Raw genomic sequence first — 269 nt, 5'->3', positions numbered from 1 at the left:
ACAGGAGCGCGATTTCTTGCGCCCACACCCTGTGCCGGTCACGATTGGTGGGGTGGGTTGATTTCGACAGCAGGTCTGCGAATCGCAGTACTGCTTCAAGATCCACGTCGTATGGGTGACGATCCGCCAGCCCCAATCGATGTAAGCCGTAGTTGTAGAGCAGGTTGGCGTACAGCTGTTTGAGGAATTCGTTGGAGTCGATGTCAGAAAATACGAGATCGCCGACGGTTACTTGCTTGTCAGACATGGCTACCACCTGGCCCACCCAC

1 pseudogene is annotated in these 269 nt (G+C 55.4%); it reads right to left on the bottom strand.

Annotated features, from left to right (window positions below):
- Window positions 1-269, bottom strand: a pseudogene (locus HMPREF2975_RS10220) (helicase); the annotation flags it as partial.

This window comes from Actinomyces sp. HMSC065F12, assembly GCF_001814535.1.
In the GTDB taxonomy this organism is placed as follows: Bacteria; Actinomycetota; Actinomycetes; order Actinomycetales; family Actinomycetaceae; genus Pauljensenia; species Pauljensenia radingae_A.
The sequence above is the reverse complement of the archived record's forward strand: the minus strand, read 5'-3'. Positions and strand labels throughout refer to the sequence as shown.